Source organism: Robertmurraya sp. FSL R5-0851 (genome assembly GCF_038002965.1).
GTDB lineage: Bacteria > Bacillota > Bacilli > Bacillales > Cytobacillaceae > Robertmurraya_A > Robertmurraya_A beringensis.
Genome location: NZ_JBBOOE010000001.1, coordinates 2,276,338 through 2,295,815 on the forward strand (window position 1 = coordinate 2,276,338; position 19,478 = coordinate 2,295,815).

A 19,478-nucleotide genomic window follows, 5' to 3' on the forward strand; every position below is an offset into this window, starting at 1 on the left:
TGTTATAATATATAATAAGTCATCTTGTGAGAATATTCAATCTTATTTGAAAATTAACACAAAACTCTTATTATATTAATAACAAATTTAGATAAAAAAGCGCTCCTACCTTGACTTTCTTATTAAACCTGTAGAGAGCGCTCTATTATTAAATACTATTTTGCAAGACACCAAGCCTATTTCTCTTTGTTTCTTCTATATCAATAGAGTAGGTTCCATTGTTATAAATGATACTAACACCATAGTCTTCTAAAGCTTTTTCTACTGAGACCTTCTGATCAATAACATCAAATAAAACTAACTCTGGATTTCTTTCAAATGGTGATCCAAAACCTCCTGATCCAGGTGAACTTACTCTAACAACATCACCTTTATTTAATGGTAGTTCTGATACTTTTGAACTTAATTTAATTTCTTCTTTTCCGTTCTTTGCAAAAGAGAAAATACCAGGACTTCCTTCTTTTCCACCATTAATTCCCCAAGGTGCAAACTTATGTCGATCCCCAAGACCGGTATAGGAAAGGCCATCGGTTAAAATACGATAGTCACGTTGAATTCCTAATCCTCCACGGTGTAAGCCTGCTCCACCCGAATCCGTTCGAAGCGCATACTTCTCAATTAAGATTGGATACTCTCTTTCAAGTGCTTCTACTGGTAGATTAGAAGTGTTGGTCATATGAACCTGTACTCCACTAAGTCCATCTCCAAATGCATGTGCACCCGAACCACCCGCAATGGTTTCTAAATAGACAAAGTAATTTTCTGTGTTTGGGTTGGTTCCTGAGAAGATCGCCGAGGTTACAACACTGTTACATGCTGCCAATACTCGTTCAGGTGCAACCTTGGAGAGCGCCCCAAGAATGACGTCTACCACACGTTGCGAAGTATCAATCCTTTGTCCTACCGGGACCGGCAATGTACAATTGACGATGGAACCCTTTGGAGCCTTCACTGTTAATGGACGATAAATACCTTGATTCGAGAAAACATTTTGCCCAGCAACCGCCTTAAAGCAATAGAAGATGGTTGTAACTAAGCCGGAATATACCATATTGAGTGGTCCCGGAACCTGTGGACTGGTTCCTTCAAAATCCACAATGGCATTGCTTTCATCAATTGTGATTTGGGCACGAATGAGAACCGGATCCTGTGAATGTGTTCCCGCATCATCTAAATAGTCCTCAAATGTATAGGTACCATTTGGTAATGAACGAATTCCAGCTCGCATTAACTCTTCTGCATAATCCAGTAGTGCATCCGTGCATGCTTCAAAATAATCTACACCATATTTTCTAACTACTTCTTGTAGTCTTCTAACACCCGCTTTATTGGAAGCGATCTGAGCATCTAAGTCTCCTTGTCTTTCGACCGGAGTTCTCGTATTGAGTGTGATAAAATCATAACTTTCTCTTATTAATTCACCTTTAGAACAAATTTTCACAAGAGGAATACGCAAGCCTTCTTGATAAATCGTCGTTGAATCAGGCGATACACTACCTGGAACCATTCCACCAATATCAGAATGGTGGGCAATGTTCGCTACAAAACCTACTAATTTATCTGTCTCGAATACTGGCGCAACCATGGTGATATCCGGTAAATGAGTCCCCCCACCTGAGTAAGGATCATTCGTAACAAACATATCCCCTGGATAAATTGAATCTGTAGGGTATCTTTTTAGGACTTCATTGACTACATCTAACATTGAGCCTAAATGCATCGGTACATACTCCGCTTGAGCTGTCATATTTCCCTTTGCATCAAAAACAGCCGTTGAACAATCTTTCCGTTCTTTGATATTCGTTGAAAAAGCTGTTTTAACAAGAGTGATTCCCATCTCTTCAGCCACAGAAAGCAATAAGTTCCCAACAATTTCTAGAGTAATAGGATCTACTTGATTCACCATTCTTTTACTCCTCCCCACCAAACGTATTTATAATCAGATTCCCATAATCATCTACCTCCATAGTTTGGTCGGGTAGGACTAATATCGTTGTATCCATTTGTTCGACGATTAAAGGACCTTGAACTTTATTCCCTGGCTTAAGATTTTTGCGATCATAGATTTTTGTTTCGTAATACCCCGGTCTTTCAATTTCAGAAAAATAAACCTGACGAGCAGCTCTAGGGATTGCCGTTTCGTTTGCAGCAGTTGATTTTTCAAATCTTGCTTTAGGTAATTGACCTACAGCAGTTAGACGATAGTTTACAAATTCTAAAATCCCATCCTTCTTGGCATAACCATAAATCTTTTCATGCTCTTCTTGAAAACGTTCCTTTAATGCCGCAAAACCAGCTGATGTCAACTCAGCCCATTCAACCGGAATGGGAATTTCATAGTTTTGCCCTTTGAATCGTACGTCGATAACCAACTCATATTTGCGTTTTGACTCAGGGATATTCTCTTTTTCCAGTAATTTAACCCCTTCATTTTTTAACTCCTTAAAATGCGAGGCAACTACATTCATACTTTCTGGTGAGGCATCTTCCAATGTTGAACGAACATAATCTGTTCTTACATCTGTAACCAACAAGCCTAATGAGCAAAAGGTTCCTGGTGAAGGTGGAATTAAGACTCTAGGAATATTTAACTCTTTAGCTAGAGCACTACAATGCAATCCACCCGCTCCACCAAATGATACAAGAGTAAAGTCTCTTGGATCATGTCCCTTTTGAATAGAGATTAATCGAATGGCCCGTGACATATTAGCATTAACTACAGAGATAATCCCCGCTGTTGCTTCTTCTAAAGTAAGCTTCGATTGGTTACAAATGTGTTCTTGAATGGCCTGCTTTGCAGCATCCATATCTACTGACATACGACCTCCTAATATCTCTTTCGGATTTAACCGACCAAGTAAAAGGTTTGCATCCGTAACAGTTGGCCTTGTGCCTCCTCGACCGTAAGACGCAGGACCAGGTGTAGAACCGGCGCTTTCAGGACCCACCTTTAATGCTCCACCGTTATCAATATAAGCAATCGAGCCACCACCAGCACCACAAGCATGAATATCTAACATAGGGATACGGGCAGGAAAACCTTCCACTTCTCTTTCCATAGAAATCTTAGGTTCTCCATTTTCAATTAAACTAAAGTCCGCTGATGTACCTCCCATATCGAAAGTAATCATATTTTTATATCCAGTAAGCTCTGCTAAATTCTTAGCTGCTACCACTCCTGCAGCAGGGCCTGATACAGCAGTACGTAAAGGTGAGGCAACTGATTCATGAATGGAGATAATTCCACCATTAGATTGTGTGATATAGGGTTCCACCGGAATTCCATATTCCTTTACTGAATTCAAGAAGTTTTCCATATAGTTCTTCATTACTGGCCCTAAGTAGGCGTTCAATGCTGTTGTACTTAATCTGGAGTATTCACGAAACTCAGGAACAATCTCATGGGAAGCTGAAACGTATACATCCGGAAAACGCTTTTTAATTTCCTTAACTGCAAATTTTTCATGCTCTGGATTTAAATAAGAGAATAGGAAACAAACTGCGATCGATTTTACCCCTTGTTCCTTTAATGCATCAATGGCTTTGTGTAGGCTGTCTTCATTAATGACCTTATACACTTCACCATTTGCTAAAAGCCTTTCGCTAGCTTCATATCTTAAATTGCCAGGAATAACGGGTTGAGGTTTTTCTTCGAAGAAATTGTATAAACTAGGACGGGTTTGACGTCCAATTTCAAGTAAATCACGAAATCCTTCTGTAACGATAAGACCAGTAACCGCACCTTTTCGTTCAATTAGGGCATTGGTAGCAACAGTCGTTCCATGCGCTAAATATTGGACATCACTTTCGGCAATATCATTTATTTCTAGAATATCTTTTATACCTTTCATAATGGCCCGTGAAGGATCTTCAGGGGTTGAAGAAACCTTGTGATTTTTGATCTCTCCCGTTTTACTATCAACCAATGTAACATCTGTAAAAGTCCCCCCAACATCCACGCCTACCATGTAGCTCATACAGTTTCCTCCTTTTGGAAATTCATTACCCTATTAATCTAACAAACTTAAATATGTAACAATTTTGTAACTATATTTACAGAAAATTTATAATTTTGTCAATAAAGCCTATTTAGAATCATTCTGTAAATATAAAAATAGTACCTCTTCTTAAATATCTATACTTCCTGTCACCTTTTCTCTAAAATCGCTTTGCTATTAATACTTTTTTATTTGGAAAACGGCCCCTTTGTTAGAGGCCGAATATCCATCAAAAAGAAGGCGTGATTTATTTTAGTACGCAACTTTCCACATGTAACGGCGGTCATTCATTGAATGATTTCGAATAAGCGACATTTGGTAAACGAAATATCTTTCTACCGGTATCATTACAACAGAATTGAAGAATTCAGCAACAGAAGGATCGATTTCGTTTAAGCCTACCTCTTCTGCATCGATTACGATAAATCGCTCTGCGTATTGATTCAAGAATGTTTCTACCCTTTCATCCATCGGACGAGTACGTCCTAAGCTTTTTAGTAATACGAATGGAAGAGATTTGTCAGTTGTTTCGAATGGACCATGGAAATATTCGCCAGAGTTTAACACAACAGCATGTTTCCATTGCATCTCCATGAAGTGACAGCAAGCCATTGTATAAGCTGTACCGAATAGCGGTCCACTACCTAACACATAAAAGATTTCATCATCCTTAAAATCTAGTGCAAATCTTTGAGCCTTTGGAAGTAGGTTCTCTTTCGCAGAAGCAACAATATCATCAATTTGATCATATGCAGCCATAGCAACTTCATAGTTTTGGTAATCTTCAAATTGATGAAGGATTTCAAATCCTAATTTTAAAGCTAGCGCTTGGTTTGCCTGAGAGTATACCTGATTGTCTCCATTTGAATAAATCACTTTATACTGACCATTTTGTGCCATTAACGTATCAGGTGACCCAGTCATTGCGATGGTAATAGCACCTGCATTGTTTGCCACCTTTACAGCTTCTACTGTTTCTGGAGTTGCATTTAAAGAACATATAATACAAATTGTTTGTTCATTTAAGGCTGCTGGAGTAGCATGTACAAACTCGTTACTGTTATAAATTGCAGTTGCTATATTTTTCGCTTCACTCTGCATTAAGTACTTAGCCGGATAAATAGCAGCTTGAGATCCACCACATGCAACGAAATAAACTACTTTTAATCCACCTGCTGCATCTACCTTCTGTTTAATTTCACTAATAATTGATTTAATTTCCATGTTTATGTACTCCCTCTCTATTTGTATTATATTGTATATCTACTTTCCATAACAATATAGTACCATATATGCGGAGTATTTCAATAACTTTTTGAAATATTATAACAATTTAGTAACTTTATTGGTTTAATATCTATTTTTCTCAATAGAAATAAAGTCAAAACACACTGATTCTTTTAAAACAACTGTAAAGCGTTAGTTGTGAATGGTACAAATGACGATCTTAATGCTAATTGTTACAGAAGGTTATATCGTGGAGTTTATAGGTTATAACAAATAGTATTACAACTTCATTCTAATATGTCAATATGATTTCATTGAATTATATTTATTTTCAGAATAATACAATTGAATGCCGATAGAACAAAAAGCACATAACCCAAACAACGAATGGAAAATTGTTTGAATTATGTGCTAGTCTTTTATAAAGCAATTGAATGGCTACTTTCAACGCTTCTTGTAAACATCTACTTATACAACGAATTTGAACTTGTCTGCGACAATAAATTGCATGGATCGATGGGTTGGTATACCTTCTTTATCATAAGATAGACCCGTTATTAATAGAAGTGGATGACTTAATGATAAACTAAGGTAACGTGACATTTCATATGTGGAATACGTTAACTCAATTTCTTTTCTAGGATTCGTAAAGACAATACCATACTTTTCAGCCAGAATTGAAAACATGGAAGTATCGTTCAAGTCTTCATCCAATAAAAAAGTGAAGCGTTCCGGTAATCGGGAAATTTCAAATGCAACTGGTACCCCATCCGCATAACGAATACGCTCGATTACGATGATCTTTGAGTTGGGTTCTAATTGTAACACCTCAGTATCCTTATCATTTGCATCTTCAATTACACACTTAATAACCTTTGCACCCGGTTTACAACCAGATTCACGACACATATCTGAGAAACTTATAGAACCACTTATCCCTCTACTTAATTTCTCAGTGTTTACGAATGTGCCTTTCCCCTGTTTTCGAATTAAAAGATTTTCTTTCGCCAACTCTTCTAGAGCATTACGTACCGTAATTCTGCTAACATTATAGAGTTTACTCAATTCAACTTCTGTTGGAATTTTTTGACCTTTTTTAAACTTTCCTACTTCAATATCACTACGAATTAGATCGGTCAGCTGTTTGTATAAAGGTAAAGCATCCTTTTTATCTAATGTCATTGTATTTACCCCATATCGATTAGTATATAACCATATAATACTATTTAATCGGTTTAAATTGCAATAAATTAGAAAAATGTTATCTTTAATGCTGATATAAAAATAAAAAATTATTAAACTATATAACCAAATGTGATATTTTGTATTAATATCTGATAATCATTTTTTCAATGCTATTCATTATCCTACCTTTGCGGGACACAACAGGGTTAGGAATAAGGCCAGATACACTCAGTTACTTCATACTTTATTGCCAACTTCAACAAATATCTCCTATGCACATGAATGATCCCTCTATTTCATTTATATCAATTTCCGAGATATATAACCAAAAGAATATAGTTTTGATTTTATTTTGAAACCAAATATATTAAAGGTTATAAATTATATATTGTGGTAATAGATATATTAATGAATTTGACAGGAGGTGTATGAAATGGAACCGGTTAGGGATACATTTGAAGAGCGAAAACGCTTTATATATGAATACTTAAACAAGAAGATGGAACTATCACCGGATAAAAATGAACTCATACTCTCTATAGATCCAATACCATTTCAGCCAAACGCTCCCTTAACGGATGAATATATGATTGAATTAAAGAATTGTGAATCAGAGGAACAGGTAGGAAAAATATTGAAGAAGGTATTTGAAATGCAATCGGAGTATGAGTTTAGACATATCGGTGATATAAGGAAGAAACTGCACGTTCATAGCATGGATATCTACCAGCAACTTAATTTGCTTATTCATGAATTTAAGCGGATGCAAACACACCCGCTTCAAAAAGATATTACCGATTTAATTACCCAGCTCAAGAAACAGAAACGGGACTTATCTGAAGGGATCGATGTGGCGGTACAGTTCCTAGAAAATTGGACAAATAAAAAAGAGAGCTAGATTAGATAACCTTGCTCTCTTCTATGTTCAAGAATTTCTTTAAAGATTCTCCTGTAGGGTCCTGGCTAATTAATTCCCAAGAATGAGAAATGATGCTGCTATCAAACGTGTGATTTAATTCTTCAATGATTTTCTCTTTCCCAGAAACATGGTTTGTCTCAAGAGAAGTTTTAATTAAACCTTCTACAATTTTATCGGTTTCAGATTTGTAATGCAGTCCTCTTTGTGCAACTTTGATTAATTCCACGACTTTTTCCCCCTCATCACTTTTCTTTAATTCCTCAAGACCCTTTTCAAACTCGTCTATTTGTTTAGAGCTCATATCGTTATAAACGTAATCAAAAAGGAATTTGTAAGGTTGAGATAATTGTTCGGGATAGTCTGCCTTAGATTGTATTTGGGCTAATAACCTGTGCCCTTCCAACATCATCATAACACCATCTTTTTTAATAACTTTATTATCTGACATTAATCCCCAAAATGCAATAGCGACGGGGTTCGGGTCCTTCGTGTTATAAAATAGCGGCGCATTCCATACCCATTTTCGCTCAGTTAAGTTAATCAAATCATAATCAAAGGATTTGTGAGATTTCATTCCGTAACTCATAAAATTATAAGCGAACTTCTTTGTAGTTGTGTGTTTAAACCCTCTAAAACCTATTAAAATTGAAAGAATAGGAATATTGTTGAATGTGTGAGTAAGAAGATTGTGATAGTCCCTTACCCTTTCATCCATATTGTTGTCGTTCGTTGATTGATACTCAAAATGAAGAATAATTTCGTTTTTGTCTACATTATCCATTCGAACCAAAAAGGCTCTGTCTAAATACTTCTTTCCATCATCTTTTTCTAGCAAGTGCTGATATAGATGCCTATAAGGTGACGTGACATCCTCGCTTAATGCCAACCATCTCCCGTTTGTGTCCAAGTCTAGATATAATTTATTGTAGAAGAGCTTCATAAAGTCTTTCACGGAAAACTTGAATAACTGTTTAAAATTATTGTCATGTTTGTGATGTTCTTCTGTCATTGATATGTATCCTCCCTTGGACCACTAGCATCTGATTCTATTCGTTCTTTGTTGCAATCAAAATATTGCATAGGATGTTGTTCTAACTATATATCCAACGCTCTTATTCTATTAATTATTATTTAACTGAATTCCATTATAAGGACCACGATTGATCGTTCCAAGAGTCTTTTTCCACATCGACTCTCGCTTGATGATTTCAGAATCCGTCCCTTCCATAAATTCAATGACTGAAAAGATGACTGAATTATAACCGTTTTCTAGAACAAACAAATTAAGATGTTGTGCATCACCAAGTGAATTTAAATGAGCCATCCATCTACCTAAAATTCCGTCACTGTTATAGGCACTTCCTATGTATCTACTTTTTCCATCTTCGGATCGTTGAATGTAAATCCCATTTTGACGCAAAACCTGTTTTAGCTTATTATCTTCTGAATTATCTTCCCAAATAGCAATTACTTCTCTCCATGTAAAGGTTTGTCCTAAGACATTTTCTAGTGATGTATCCACATCAGGTAGTTCAAGCCCCTCAAATTTGGATGTACGAGCTAGCTTACTGTTGGCTTTGCTCTCTATTATGATTTCATCTGATTGTAGAATATCAGCTATTTTAGTAGCTAAAGAAACATAATCATCTGTCTTAAAGTCCGTATATGATCTTTTGGAGGTTGACACCTCTGGAAAGGAATCCAACAATGTTTTAAGGCTGCCATTTATATTATCCGCGTGATAAATCCTAAATAGTTCGGGACCTTCTCCCCATAGTTCAAACGCCCTTATTTTATAAATATTACTCTTAACTCGATATGAAACCCATGGTCTTGAATTTGCTGTGTTATCATCCTTAATTCTTAAATCAAACATTCTAGCTAATCCACTCTTGATAAGAATGGGTTCTAAAATTTCAAACATGAATACCCCTCCAAATGACCCACTATATAATTCCCTTATTATAGCAAACTATTATATAATTACCTATTCTACAAGTAATAGTCTTTATATTCTCCGTCTCTTTTATGTACTTGGTAAGCATGAGGTAGAATTACACCCCTCCATTTGTTAGACTTCTTACCCCACTTGTAAATAAAGCCATTTGAGTGTTTTCTCGCTGATACTAAACAAAAAAATAAGCCAGTACATTCAAGAAATTCATTCTTAATGTACTGGCTTATTAAAATCTCTTTCCTATTTATCGGAGGGATTGAAATTATGAAACAGTTACTATTCTTTGATGATTTCCCTCGTACTTCTCACTGTATCTATAGGGCGTACTAATTTTTCAATTTGTTCACGTTTAGGCTCTAAGAACGGAGGTAAAGATAGTTTTTCCCCAAGGGTTTCGTAAGGTTCATCCCCCATAAAACCAGGGCCATCTGTAGCAAACTCAAATAAAATTTGTGGAGCAACTCTTGCATATAAAGACTCAAAAAAGTGACGATTGACATAACCGGATGTCGAGAATCCCAAACTACTCAATCTTTCTGTCCATTCATCCAATACGGAGCGATCCTCTACGCGGAATGCAGCATGGTGTACGGTGCCATACCCTTGTCGAGCTTGAGGGAGAACAGTATTGTGCTCTACAATAACGGATGCTCCATTACCGCCTTCTCCTACTTCGAATAAATGGAAGGATCCTTCCTGAGCCGTTTCTTTAAATAATAGTGCTTTTTCCAATATTTCTTTGAAGTAATCAAAGTTCGCAATCCGAACAAAGACAGGACCTAAACCCGTAATGGCATGCTCCAATGGGATAGGACCCTTTTGCCAAGGGGTACCAGATTCTACGCCTCTATTTAATTCATCTGAAATTAATTGATATTGTTGATCATCGAAATCAACGAAAGAGAGAGTTTTCTTGCCAAATTGCTCTTTAATTCCAGTATGCTTGACGTCTAAACGATCAAACCGTTTTACCCAATAATCCAATGCTGCATCATTTGGTACACGGAAAGAGGTCTTAGAAATCTCGTTTGTACCATGCATACCTTTTGGGATGCCTGGGAAGTCAAAGAATGTCATGTCTGTGCCCGCACTGCCTTTATCATCAGCAAAGAATAAATGATAGGTTTGAATATCATCTTGATTGACTGTTTTTTTAACTAAACGCATCCCTAATACATAGGTGAAAAATTCATAGTTCTTTTCTGCACTACTGGTAATAGCTGTTACGTGGTGTATTCCCTTTAGTTGGTTCATTTTATTTTCCTCCTGAAAATTCAGATTCAATAGTAAGCTTGGTTTCATTCTTTAGCATAACTACTGAGCACATCTATCAATATTGCTTAATATGACCTGCTCAACCTTCATACTCCTTTTATGATTGGAAATATGTACATGGGTATAAAAAATACTCATGTACATATTTTACACTTCAGTCACATTTTTAAGTAAATTATCGGATCGTGAATAATGCTTTTGACCAAGGAATTAATTGGTCTAGCATTTGATTGACAGAATCCTCTTGAACGGCCTGTGGTTTAAAGACTGTTCCATTCTCAAAATCAGTGAATAACGATAGGGCTGGATGTACACGAACGTCAGCCACTAATAACTCACCTAAAATACCTCGTAAATGTTCAGCCGCACGAGCTCCACCTACGGAACCGTAAGAAACGATTCCAGCTGCTTTATTGTTCCACTCAACACGTAGATAGTCTAATGCATTTTTCAGTGCTCCAGTAATCGAGTGATTGTATTCTTGAACAATAAATACGAATCCATCTTGATTAGCGATTATTTCTGACCAAGCAGCAGCCCCTGAAGCATCTGCACCAGCTTCACCAAGTAATGGTAATTTGTAATCAGCAATATCAATAATGGTATAGTTAGCGTCGCCACGTTTGTCAGCAATTTCTTTTACCCATGCACCTACTTGTGGACTTACACGACCTTCACGTGTTGAACCTAAAATAATCCCAATGTTTAATTTTGTCATTGTTTCTTCCTCCTCTTGTTTTTTTCCAAATAATTTATCTAAAAATCCCATTTCCTACTTTCACCTCCTTTTATGTTCTGAAATACGGATTATTGCTGTGACATGATGTAGAACTTTTAGTATGCACATGAATGATCCTTCTATTTCAGTTATCTCGATTTCGAGATATATAATCAAAAAAATAATGTTTTTATTTTATTTCGAAACCAAATATCTTTAACCTGAGATAATTTTATTATATGTACTTATTATTGTCAACTCATTTAAGTGATTTTTTATACTTTAAAAATAGGATAAGGGCTTGTTTCAACATGGGCCACCATTCAAACGACCTAAGGATAAACCAATTGAATGAATGGATACAGCCTACAGCCTGGCAACCCATACCCTTTTTTCATCATCAAAGTAAGAAGACAAATAATATTTCTATATTATTTTCTAAAAAACAATCTAAATTTGATATTGGTTTAATCTAATATTTAGATATATAATAAAAACAAGAAAAGAAAACGTTTTCAACAACATTCAAATACATAGTTACTTCTCATATTATAGGAGGATATAAAATGAGCCAAGTTGAAAGAAATACAAAAGTGCAGAAATTAATTGAGCTACAAAAATTCAATGAGAAAGAAATTTCTAAAATGACAGATTCACAGATTGAATATTACCACTGGCTCTATTTTGATGATTCAGTTTATGATTATATGTAACTTAAATAAAAGATAAGAAAAGTGGGAAAACATTAATCATTCATGTTTTCCCACTTTTGTTTTTATCATTTTAATGAAACGACTGAAAGTTAGTTAGCTACCACATTCATAAACATATCAATATCATCCGTTGTATTCGTAATGCTTCCTACACCAAAGTTTTCTACCAAGAAGTTTGTTACATTTGGTGAAAGGAATGCTGGTAATGTAGGACCAACATGAATATTCTTCACACCTAGATATAGAAGGGATAAGAATACAATGACCGCCTTTTGCTCATACCATGCGATATTATAAGACAATGGAAGGTCATTAATACTTTCCAAGCCAAGGGCATCCTTTAGTTTTAATGCGGTCATGACAAGTGAATAAGAATCATTACATTGACCAGCATCAAGTACCCTTGGAATCCCATTGATATCACCCAAATCAAGCTTATTATATCTATATTTCGCACAACCAGCTGTTAGGATGATGGTATCGTTAGAAAGTTCTTCAGCAAACTCTTTATAATACGTTCTACTTTTATGGCGTCCATCACAGCCTGCCATAACAAAGAATCGTTTAATATCTCCATTCTTCACTGCGTCAACCACTTGATCAGCCACTTGAGCGACTTGATTATGTGCAAATCCTCCAATAATTTCACCCTTTTCAATCTCAATAGGAGGATCACATTGTTTCGCATGCTCAATAATCACTGAGAAGTCTTTTGTTCCATCTTCTTTCTCCGCGATATACGTAACACCTTCTACTCCTGTTGCTCCAGTTGTATACATTCTATCCTTGTAGGTAGCTTTCGGTGGTACAATACAGTTTGTTGTCATTAGAATCGGACCATTAAAGCTTTCAAATTCACGTTTTTGTTCCCACCAAGCATTTCCGTAGTTACCTACAAAGTGATCATATTTTTTAAATGCTGGATAATAATTGGCGACGAGCATTTCACTATGTGTATACACATCCACACCCGTGCCCTCTGTTTGCTTTAATAATTGTTCAATATCTTTAAGGTCATGACCGCTTATTAAAATTCCAGGATTTTTACCAACACCGATGTTTACTTTTGTAACCTCCGGATGTCCATAAGTGGAAGTATTTGCGGTATCTAATAATTCCATTCCATGAACCCCATACTTTCCAACTTCCATAGAAAGTGCAATCAATTCATCCAATGTTAATGTATCATCTGTGATCTGCGACAATGTCTTTTGCATAAAAGCATACAGAGAGTCCTCTTTATAGCCTAAATGTGCGGCATGCTGAAGGTATGCAGCCAATCCTTTTAGACCATATGTAATTAGTTCTCTTAACGAGCGAATATCTTCATCTCTTGTGGCAAGAATACTTACCTCTTGTGAAGCGGCTTTGTTTTCAAACTCAAGAGTAGTCTCACCATACCAGGTCACAAAATCACTTGTATTAGCTAATTGTGAGCCAGCCTTTTCAATCGAGAACTTGATCTCTTCACGAATGTTTAGACCCTCTCTAACCTTATTATAAAAGTCATTCTTATCCCAGTTGGCATTTGTAATCGTCATAAAAAGACTATTTACAATAAACTCATCTACCTTACTATGCTTCAATCCTAGTTCTCTAGCTTCTGTATGAACAATCCCCAGACCCTTTACCACATAAACCAATAAATCTTGCATATTTGCTAAATCATCTTTTTTTCCACAAATACCGGCAATCGTACAACCTGTTCCATTTGCTGTTTCTTGACATTGATAACAAAACATACTCATTTAACTTCCCCCTACCTTCTAATCATTAGGTGACTTTACATAGTCATTCAATAATGATTTCACTTTAACAACGATCAGAAAAAGTAGGTGTGATATAACTCACTGATAAGACATATTTCACTTGATTGTCAAAATTGATGGAGAAAATCAAAGATTACTTGCTTTTTCTAAGACACGGCAATCGAACAAAGTTGTGATCTTCAAGATTAAAACACTATTAAACTTACAGCAGTTAGACATACGAAATAAAAAGAAAAAAACTAGGGAGTCATCCCCTAGTTTTCATCCTTACGCTATTTACCTATTTCTTTATGAGAGTTTTCCTTTATTAACGGTAGCTTTTCCGAACTATATATATACTTATAAAGTACCGCCGCTGCAACAGCACCCATGATTGGACCAATTACATACACAGGAAATTGAACCCAGTTGATATTGCCGCCGAGTAAACTATCGACAACATATGGTCCGAAGGTTCTTGCGGGATTAAATGATGCTCCCGTAGGACCGGCGGTCATCATGATGATCCCACCAACCGTTAAACCAATCACAAGCCCACCCCAATCCTTTGGGGCCCTGGAGTCTACTGCAACTCCCATAATGACGAACATAAGAATAAACGCTGCAATGGCTTCGATAAATATCCCCTGAATATACCCGGTAGATGGGGCAAGGACAGTTGCTCCTAAATTACCTATTAATACTCCATCCATGCCTAAAACGCTTACAATTCCAAACGCGCCAATGGTACCACCTACACATTGTGCAAGTAGATAGGGTCCTACCTCTTTCCATGGAAAATGACCTGTTGAAGCTAGTGCGATTGTGACAGCTGGGTTAATGTGACAACCCGTTAATCTTCCTATTGAATAGATCATTGCCATAACAATAATTGCGAAGGCAAAGCTTATCACTCCAATATCAGCCAATGTGGTAGACTCGTTGTTATTAGCCGTAATTATTCCATTAAAAGCGGCTGTGCCTGGACCAATTAGAACTAATAAAGCCGTACCGATACCTTCACCAAAACATCGTTTGAACAGGCTGGGTGTCTCCATCAGCAGCCAGCCTTATTTCACAAGTCCATGAGGGTCAATGACATATTTTCTTGAAGCCCCTTTATCAAACTCTGCATAGCCCCTTGGCGCTTCATCTAAGGATATGACCGTTGCATTAACCGCTTTTGCAATCTGTGCTTTTCCACTTAAGATCGCTTGCATTAAGTCACGGTGGTATTGCATGACTGGTGTTTGACCTGTAACAAATGTATGTGCTTTCGCCCACCCTAATCCTAAACGAACTCTCAATGTACCAATTTTTGCATCCTCATCCACTCCACCTGGATCTCCTGTTACATATAGACCTGGAATCCCCAGTCGTCCCCCAGCACGAGTGACCTGCATAATGGAATTTAAAACCGTTGCCGGTGCTTCTGTCGCATTGGCACCATGTGCAGATGCTTCAAAGCCTACGCAATCTACTGCACAGTCAACCTCAGGACTGCCTAGAATTTGATCAATTTGCTCTCCCAAATCAGGGTGATTACGTAGATTGACGGTTTCACAACCAAAGCTTCTTGCTTGGGCAAGCCTTTCTTCATTTAAGTCCCCTACAATAACGGCAGCAGCCCCTAATAGTTGTGCTGAATGGGCAGCTGCTAGCCCCACAGGACCTGCTCCCGCAATATAAACAGTCGCTCCTGGCTTAACACCTGCGCTCACTGCCCCATGATAACCGGTTGGAAAAATATCAGATAGCATTGTTAAATCTCTAATTTTTTCCATCGCTTGATCTTTATCTGGAAATTTCAATAATTGGAAATCAGCATACGGTACCATTACATATTCAGACTGACCTCCTACCCAGCCTCCCATATCTACATAACCATACGCTGAACCCGGACGGTCAGGATTTACATTTTCACAAATATGTGTGTTGCGCTCTTTACAGCTTCTGCATCGTCCACACGCAATATTAAACGGGACAGACACCAGATCCCCTTTTTTGATAAATTCCACATCACGACCAACTTCAATGACTTCTCCCGTTATTTCATGCCCAAGCACAAGTCCTTCGGGAGCAGTCGTTCTCCCTCTCACCATATGTTGGTCACTTCCACAAATATTTGTTGTTACTACCTTCAAGATCACACCGTGTTCACATTTACGTCCTACGTTTAAAGGATTGACTCCAGGTCCATCTCTTAAAACTAAATCTGGATAACCAATATCCATTACCTCTACTTTACCTGCACCCATGTAAGCTACTGCTCTATTTCCCCTCATGTGAAAATCCTCCCCTTTTGTTATGAAGTTTTATTTACAACCATATCATTGCAATTTTGATGCCAACTCTAAAAGGCGATTATGTAAGCGATTCCACACGACCCCTGGTAAAAGCGTGTTCAATAAATGAGCAAAGGGTGTCCTATTTTAAGACAAATGACTTTTAATCATTTCCTGAATATTGAAATAATAGTATAATATGGACAAAGACTGAATGGCCTTAATGTGAAAAGGAGGTAATATTTGTCATATGGTTACAGAAGTTCTTTTCGATAAGTATAATCTCATTAGTCAATCGTGGAAGCGTTGTCATGATTTTGGCCTCTCACCAACCGATCCTTTTGAGGACTCTATTTTGACTGGTAAGGCTTTGAGTGATCTGATTAAAGAAAATGAACAGTTAATCAACCATGCCTCTTCTGCTATTAACACACTCTTTCCCAACTACTATTCGGGTCTAGTGATCATCATTGTTGATCGAAATGGAACCATCATACATAGAGTGGGGCAATTGGATGGAACCAGCTCTGTTGATGTGCTATCCATAGGCTCTAATTGGTCAGAAGAAAACAAAGGAACCAATGCCATGGGGCTTGCCATCTACACGAAAGAACCCATTATCACTCATGCGGATCACCACTTCTATGTGAAAAATCATTTTCTAACATGTGCGGCAAGCCCTATATATTCACCAACGGGTGAGCTGATTGGTGCCGTTAATATCAGTGCAAGAAAGGAAATGTATCATCCATTTATTTTCTCCTTAACCAACATCATGGCGACTTTTATTCAAAATGGCTTGCTTTTAGACATAGCAAAAAATGAAAAGGTTTTGACCATGAAAGAACTAGAAGCGACTGCGAACTTGGCAAATGTCCCCCTTCTTTCACTCGATGATGACAATAGAATCATCCGTGCCAATCAGTCAGCACGTAAATTACTAGGTGATGACTGTTATGGAAAAGAATTTCACAATACAAAGGGATATCCGACAAAAGTGGTGTCTGATCCAACACGTAAACAATATCGATCCATATTAGCTTTAAATCAAACAACAAATAAGAAATTGACTCCACAATCTCTATATACCATTAAGGATATTGTCGGGTCATGCCCAAAGATGAATGAAATCAGAAGGATCGTTAAAAAAGCGGCACTAACCGATTTCCCAATCATTGTATATGGAGAAAGTGGGACAGGAAAAGAGTTAGTTGCACAGTCTTTACATACATCTGGACCAAGAGGAGATCAGCCTTTTATTGCGGTTAATTGTAGCGCCATACCGGAAAACCTCATTGAAAGCGAATTGTTTGGTTACGAAAAGGGAGCCTTTACCGGTGCCAATCGTGATGGAGGGATTGGGAAATTTGAGGCAGCGAATGGTGGGACCCTCTTTCTTGATGAAATTGGTGACATGTCCCTAAAGGCACAAGCGGTTTTATTAAGAGTTTTACAGGAAAAATCAGTGACCCGTGTAGGTGGAACGAAACCCATCCCAATAAACACAAGAGTGATTGCAGCGACACATAAAAACCTTAGAAGAGAAATAGAAGCTGGACGTTTTCGAGAAGACTTGTATTATCGACTGAAAGGTGTGGTTCTGACACTACCTCCTCTCCGCGAGCGTTCAGACCTGATTGAATTGTCCAATCACTTAATGAAACATTTAGAATACCCATCTTTGCCTCTTTCAAAAGAGGCAAAAAAGAAGCTACTTTCGTATCAATGGCCAGGAAATGTGAGAGAGCTGAAAAGTGTTCTCATGCAGGCCTCGTTTCTCGCTGATGGAAATGAGATTCAAGCGGAGGACTTGGATTTTGAAATCGAATACGAGCAGGATAAACCATTTCTACAGGAAGAAAAGGATCCCCTTACCTCTCTGGTTCATTCAGAGAAAGAGGTGATTCGAAGAACGTTGGAATATGTAAGTTGGAATATTAGTAAGGCAGCTACGATCCTAAAAATTAGTCGAAATACACTTTATCTTAAAATTAAAAAATATCATCTTCAACAATAGAGATAAAAGACCATCAAACATTTTAAACGTTTGATGGTCTTTTGTATGCCGTAAATGTTGCGACTTTTTCTCCAAAATAAATATATCCCAGCCAATCTAGATCTTGCCTGCCGATTTATGAAACCACTTTTACATACTAATAGTTCTATATAAAATAATTATTTTTAGAAAATCAACCTATTTTATAAAATCTTGTGATGGTTGGATTTTCTAACTTGTTACATACTTTTTATACTCTAAGAAAACAATAAAAATACTAAATAATTTCGTGAATCGGAGGATGAACCTTGGAGACAAATAGCCCAATTCGATTAAGTGCTCCGGAAATTGCAAGCCTTTGGACACAATACATTTTTGATACAATGTCCATTTGTTTCTTTCGTTATGCACTCGAACATATCGAAGATTACGAAGTCAAATCGATCTACCAAACTTCTCTTGAAATATCAAAAAAGCATGTCGAAGAAATTACAGTATTTTTGTTAAAAGAAAATCACCCTATTCCACGTGGGTTTACAGAAAAAGAGGACGTAAACATTCACGCACCACGTCTTTTTCAAGACCCTTTCTACCTAAATTATATTTATATCATGACTTTGCAAGGAATGACTGGGTATGCTTTATCTGTTAGTAATTCTATTCGTTCTGATTTACGGAAGTATTTCAAAACCTGTATGTCCGAAACGATGGAGCTTTTTGATCAATCCATTGATTTAATGCTTTCAAAAGGACTTTTTACTCGACCTCCTATTATTACACCACCCGAATCGATCGATTTTGTAAAGCACCAAAGTTTTTTAACTGGATGGTTAGGAGATCGTCGTCCACTGAATGCTATCGAAATTGGAGATATTTCTTTCAATTTGTTGAAAATGCATTTACATGCTGCTTTAAAAGTCGGATTCATCCAAGTAGCTCAATCAAAAGAGGTTCGTCAACATTTCACGAGGGGACTTGACATTGCCAATAAACATATAAATATATTTGAATCGGTATTTAAGGAAGATAATTTAAATTCACCTATTTCCTGGCAATCAATGATCACGAACTCTACCTCTGTGACCTTCTCAGATAAATATATGATGTATCAAATTCAATTGTCTGCACAATTAAGCCTTTCATATTATGGTTCTGCTTTGAGTGTCAATGCAAGAAGAGATCTAGGTGCTAAATACTTACGACTCATTTTAGAACTTTTACACTTTGCTGATGACGGAGCGAACATAATGATAAAAAATGGATGGTTAGAGCAGCCTCCATTAGCAAGTGACCGAGAATCGCTTGCAAAGGAAAGGAATAATAAATAATATGGGTCACTCCTCTTGGTTGAATAAAGGCGAATCTAAATTTCAGATAATGAAGTTTAGATCCGCCTTTTATTGAATATTTCTTTCTTGAAAATATTCATAGCATAGGGAGAGAAAACCTTGTATGCG

15 protein-coding genes are annotated in these 19,478 nt (G+C 37.0%); 4 read left to right on the plus strand and 11 right to left on the minus strand.

The features are described 5' to 3' along the window. Positions 1 to 148 precede the first annotated feature (148 nt). From MKX65_RS11500 to MKX65_RS11515, 4 genes are all read right to left on the minus strand, one after another. Positions 149 to 1,906, minus strand: a complete 1,758-nt coding sequence (locus tag MKX65_RS11500; RefSeq protein WP_340903706.1) for a hydantoinase B/oxoprolinase family protein — start codon at positions 1,904 to 1,906, stop codon at positions 149 to 151. A gap of 4 nt (positions 1,907 to 1,910) precedes the next feature. After that, positions 1,911 to 3,977 (minus strand): hydantoinase/oxoprolinase family protein, encoded by a 2,067-nt coding sequence (locus tag MKX65_RS11505; protein WP_340903707.1) that lies wholly within the window; start codon positions 3,975 to 3,977, stop codon positions 1,911 to 1,913. Between the two features lie 273 nt (positions 3,978 to 4,250). Continuing rightward, a complete protein-coding gene (locus tag MKX65_RS11510; protein ID WP_340903708.1) occupies positions 4,251 to 5,222 on the minus strand; it encodes an SIS domain-containing protein in 972 nt (323 codons plus the stop codon). A 471-nt stretch (positions 5,223 to 5,693) separates the two neighbouring features. Beyond that, positions 5,694 to 6,407, minus strand: a complete 714-nt coding sequence (locus MKX65_RS11515; RefSeq protein ID WP_340903709.1) for a GntR family transcriptional regulator — start codon at positions 6,405 to 6,407, stop codon at positions 5,694 to 5,696. Between the two features lie 436 nt (positions 6,408 to 6,843). On the opposite strand from MKX65_RS11515, the gene MKX65_RS11520 reads away from it, so the two are divergent. After that, a complete protein-coding gene (locus MKX65_RS11520) occupies positions 6,844 to 7,308 on the plus strand; it encodes a hypothetical protein (RefSeq protein WP_160547775.1) in 465 nt (154 codons plus the stop codon). 1 nt (position 7,309) lies between these two features. Here MKX65_RS11520 and MKX65_RS11525 read toward each other — a convergent pair whose 3' ends face one another. From MKX65_RS11525 to MKX65_RS11540, 4 genes are all read right to left on the minus strand, one after another. Beyond that, positions 7,310 to 8,338 (minus strand): hypothetical protein, encoded by a 1,029-nt coding sequence (locus MKX65_RS11525; RefSeq protein WP_340903710.1) that lies wholly within the window; start codon positions 8,336 to 8,338, stop codon positions 7,310 to 7,312. A gap of 111 nt (positions 8,339 to 8,449) precedes the next feature. Beyond that, positions 8,450 to 9,253 carry a GIY-YIG nuclease family protein gene (locus MKX65_RS11530; RefSeq protein ID WP_340903711.1) on the minus strand — a complete coding sequence of 268 codons (804 nt, stop codon included), beginning with the start codon at positions 9,251 to 9,253 and terminating at the stop codon, positions 8,450 to 8,452. A 309-nt stretch (positions 9,254 to 9,562) separates the two neighbouring features. Next, entirely contained in the window at positions 9,563 to 10,540 is a 978-nt protein-coding gene (locus MKX65_RS11535; protein WP_340903712.1) for a ring-cleaving dioxygenase, read from the minus strand. 196 nt (positions 10,541 to 10,736) lie between these two features. After that, on the minus strand, positions 10,737 to 11,330 hold the full coding sequence (locus MKX65_RS11540) for an NAD(P)H-dependent oxidoreductase (protein WP_160547779.1): 594 nt from the start codon (positions 11,328 to 11,330) through the stop codon (positions 10,737 to 10,739). Positions 11,331 to 11,845: 515 nt separating this feature from the next. Between MKX65_RS11540 and MKX65_RS11545 the strand changes: the two genes are divergently transcribed. After that, entirely contained in the window at positions 11,846 to 11,992 is a 147-nt protein-coding gene (locus MKX65_RS11545; RefSeq protein ID WP_160547780.1) for a BH0509 family protein, read from the plus strand. An 89-nt stretch (positions 11,993 to 12,081) separates the two neighbouring features. On the opposite strand, the gene hcp is transcribed toward MKX65_RS11545, so the two are convergent. From hcp to fdhA, 3 genes are all read right to left on the minus strand, one after another. Further along, the gene (gene hcp, locus MKX65_RS11550) at positions 12,082 to 13,734 is read right to left on the minus strand and encodes a hydroxylamine reductase (protein WP_377057964.1); all 1,653 of its coding nucleotides are present in this window, start codon (positions 13,732 to 13,734) and stop codon (positions 12,082 to 12,084) included. A 299-nt stretch (positions 13,735 to 14,033) separates the two neighbouring features. Then, entirely contained in the window at positions 14,034 to 14,798 is a 765-nt protein-coding gene (locus MKX65_RS11555) for an aquaporin (RefSeq protein ID WP_160547782.1), read from the minus strand. A gap of 12 nt (positions 14,799 to 14,810) precedes the next feature. Next, positions 14,811 to 16,025 carry a formaldehyde dehydrogenase, glutathione-independent gene (gene fdhA / locus MKX65_RS11560; protein ID WP_160547783.1) on the minus strand — a complete coding sequence of 405 codons (1,215 nt, stop codon included), beginning with the start codon at positions 16,023 to 16,025 and terminating at the stop codon, positions 14,811 to 14,813. A gap of 250 nt (positions 16,026 to 16,275) precedes the next feature. Here fdhA and MKX65_RS11565 point away from each other — a divergent pair, with 250 nt between their 5' ends. Together MKX65_RS11565 and MKX65_RS11570 are read left to right on the plus strand one after the other, a co-directional pair. Further along, positions 16,276 to 18,042 (plus strand): sigma 54-interacting transcriptional regulator, encoded by a 1,767-nt coding sequence (locus tag MKX65_RS11565; protein WP_160547784.1) that lies wholly within the window; start codon positions 16,276 to 16,278, stop codon positions 18,040 to 18,042. A 287-nt stretch (positions 18,043 to 18,329) separates the two neighbouring features. Beyond that, positions 18,330 to 19,349 carry a DUF3231 family protein gene (locus MKX65_RS11570; RefSeq protein WP_160547785.1) on the plus strand — a complete coding sequence of 340 codons (1,020 nt, stop codon included), beginning with the start codon at positions 18,330 to 18,332 and terminating at the stop codon, positions 19,347 to 19,349. The last annotated feature ends 129 nt before the right edge of the window (positions 19,350 to 19,478 follow it).

What these genes read in the sequence shown, in the direction of transcription:
- MKX65_RS11540 (WP_160547779.1), bottom strand. Translation starts at nt 11,330, where the DNA reads ATGGGATTTTTAGATAAATTATTTGGAAAAAAACAAGAGGAGGAAGAA.
- MKX65_RS11505 (WP_340903707.1), bottom strand. Translation starts at nt 3,977, where the DNA reads ATGAGCTACATGGTAGGCGTGGATGTTGGGGGGACTTTTACAGATGTT.
- hcp (WP_377057964.1), bottom strand. Translation starts at nt 13,734, where the DNA reads ATGTTTTGTTATCAATGTCAAGAAACAGCAAATGGAACAGGTTGTACG.
- MKX65_RS11500 (WP_340903706.1), bottom strand. Translation starts at nt 1,906, where the DNA reads ATGGTGAATCAAGTAGATCCTATTACTCTAGAAATTGTTGGGAACTTA.
- MKX65_RS11530 (WP_340903711.1), bottom strand. Translation starts at nt 9,253, where the DNA reads ATGTTTGAAATTTTAGAACCCATTCTTATCAAGAGTGGATTAGCTAGA.
- MKX65_RS11535 (WP_340903712.1), bottom strand. Translation starts at nt 10,540, where the DNA reads ATGAACCAACTAAAGGGAATACACCACGTAACAGCTATTACCAGTAGT.
- MKX65_RS11515 (WP_340903709.1), bottom strand. Translation starts at nt 6,407, where the DNA reads ATGACATTAGATAAAAAGGATGCTTTACCTTTATACAAACAGCTGACC.
- MKX65_RS11545 (WP_160547780.1), top strand. Translation starts at nt 11,846, where the DNA reads ATGAGCCAAGTTGAAAGAAATACAAAAGTGCAGAAATTAATTGAGCTA.
- MKX65_RS11510 (WP_340903708.1), bottom strand. Translation starts at nt 5,222, where the DNA reads ATGGAAATTAAATCAATTATTAGTGAAATTAAACAGAAGGTAGATGCA.
- MKX65_RS11555 (WP_160547782.1), bottom strand. Translation starts at nt 14,798, where the DNA reads ATGGAGACACCCAGCCTGTTCAAACGATGTTTTGGTGAAGGTATCGGT.
- MKX65_RS11525 (WP_340903710.1), bottom strand. Translation starts at nt 8,338, where the DNA reads ATGACAGAAGAACATCACAAACATGACAATAATTTTAAACAGTTATTC.
- fdhA (WP_160547783.1), bottom strand. Translation starts at nt 16,025, where the DNA reads ATGAGGGGAAATAGAGCAGTAGCTTACATGGGTGCAGGTAAAGTAGAG.
- MKX65_RS11520 (WP_160547775.1), top strand. Translation starts at nt 6,844, where the DNA reads ATGGAACCGGTTAGGGATACATTTGAAGAGCGAAAACGCTTTATATAT.
- MKX65_RS11565 (WP_160547784.1), top strand. Translation starts at nt 16,276, where the DNA reads ATGGTTACAGAAGTTCTTTTCGATAAGTATAATCTCATTAGTCAATCG.